Genomic DNA, 629 nt, shown 5'->3' with positions numbered 1-629 from the left:
AAAGAGTGATACTCCTAGAGACTATGAGTCCATTGAAGACCTTCCAATGGGACAACAAGTTCAAGTGGATTTTGGTCATACCAAACAAAAGACGCATAATAATAGGGAAGTAAAACTCAATTTTATCGCCTTTGTTTTGTCAAATTCACGATACAAGTATATGGAATGGCTAGACAGGCCATTTACCACCCAAGATGTCATTAGAGCCCATGAAAATGCATTTAAGTGGTATGGAGGTATTCCACATGAGCTAGTATATGACCAGGATAGTTTAATAGTGGTTAGTGAGAATAGTGGAGACTTAATACTTACAAAGGAGTTTCAACAATACAAGACTGAGAGGAATTTAACCCTTCGGGTTTGCCGTAAAGCTGATCCTGAAAGCAAAGGTAGAATTGAGAATGTAGTGGGATTCATTAAACACAACTTTGCCAAACATCGTATTTTTCATAATATTGATACTTGGAATGAAAAAAGTTGGGATTGGTTAAACAGAACGGGTAACTATAAAATCCATAACACGACAAAAAAAGACCAGTCGAAGTGTTCTCCTTGGAAAAGCAACACTTAAGACCAGTCTCGAAAAATATAGATGTTAAAAACAATTATGACTCTAGTATAACAAGATG

Annotated in this window: 1 pseudogene; it reads left to right on the top strand. The window is 36.1% G+C overall.

Going from position 1 to position 629, the window contains the following annotated elements:
* Positions 1–629 (top strand): annotated as a pseudogene (locus tag ACFSCX_RS21865) (transposase); the annotation flags it as partial.

It is taken from the genome of Bacillus salitolerans, assembly GCF_042680805.1.
Classification (GTDB): Bacteria; Bacillota; Bacilli; order Bacillales; family SA4; genus Bacillus_CJ; species Bacillus_CJ salitolerans.
This window is presented reverse-complemented; position numbering and strand designations above follow the sequence as displayed.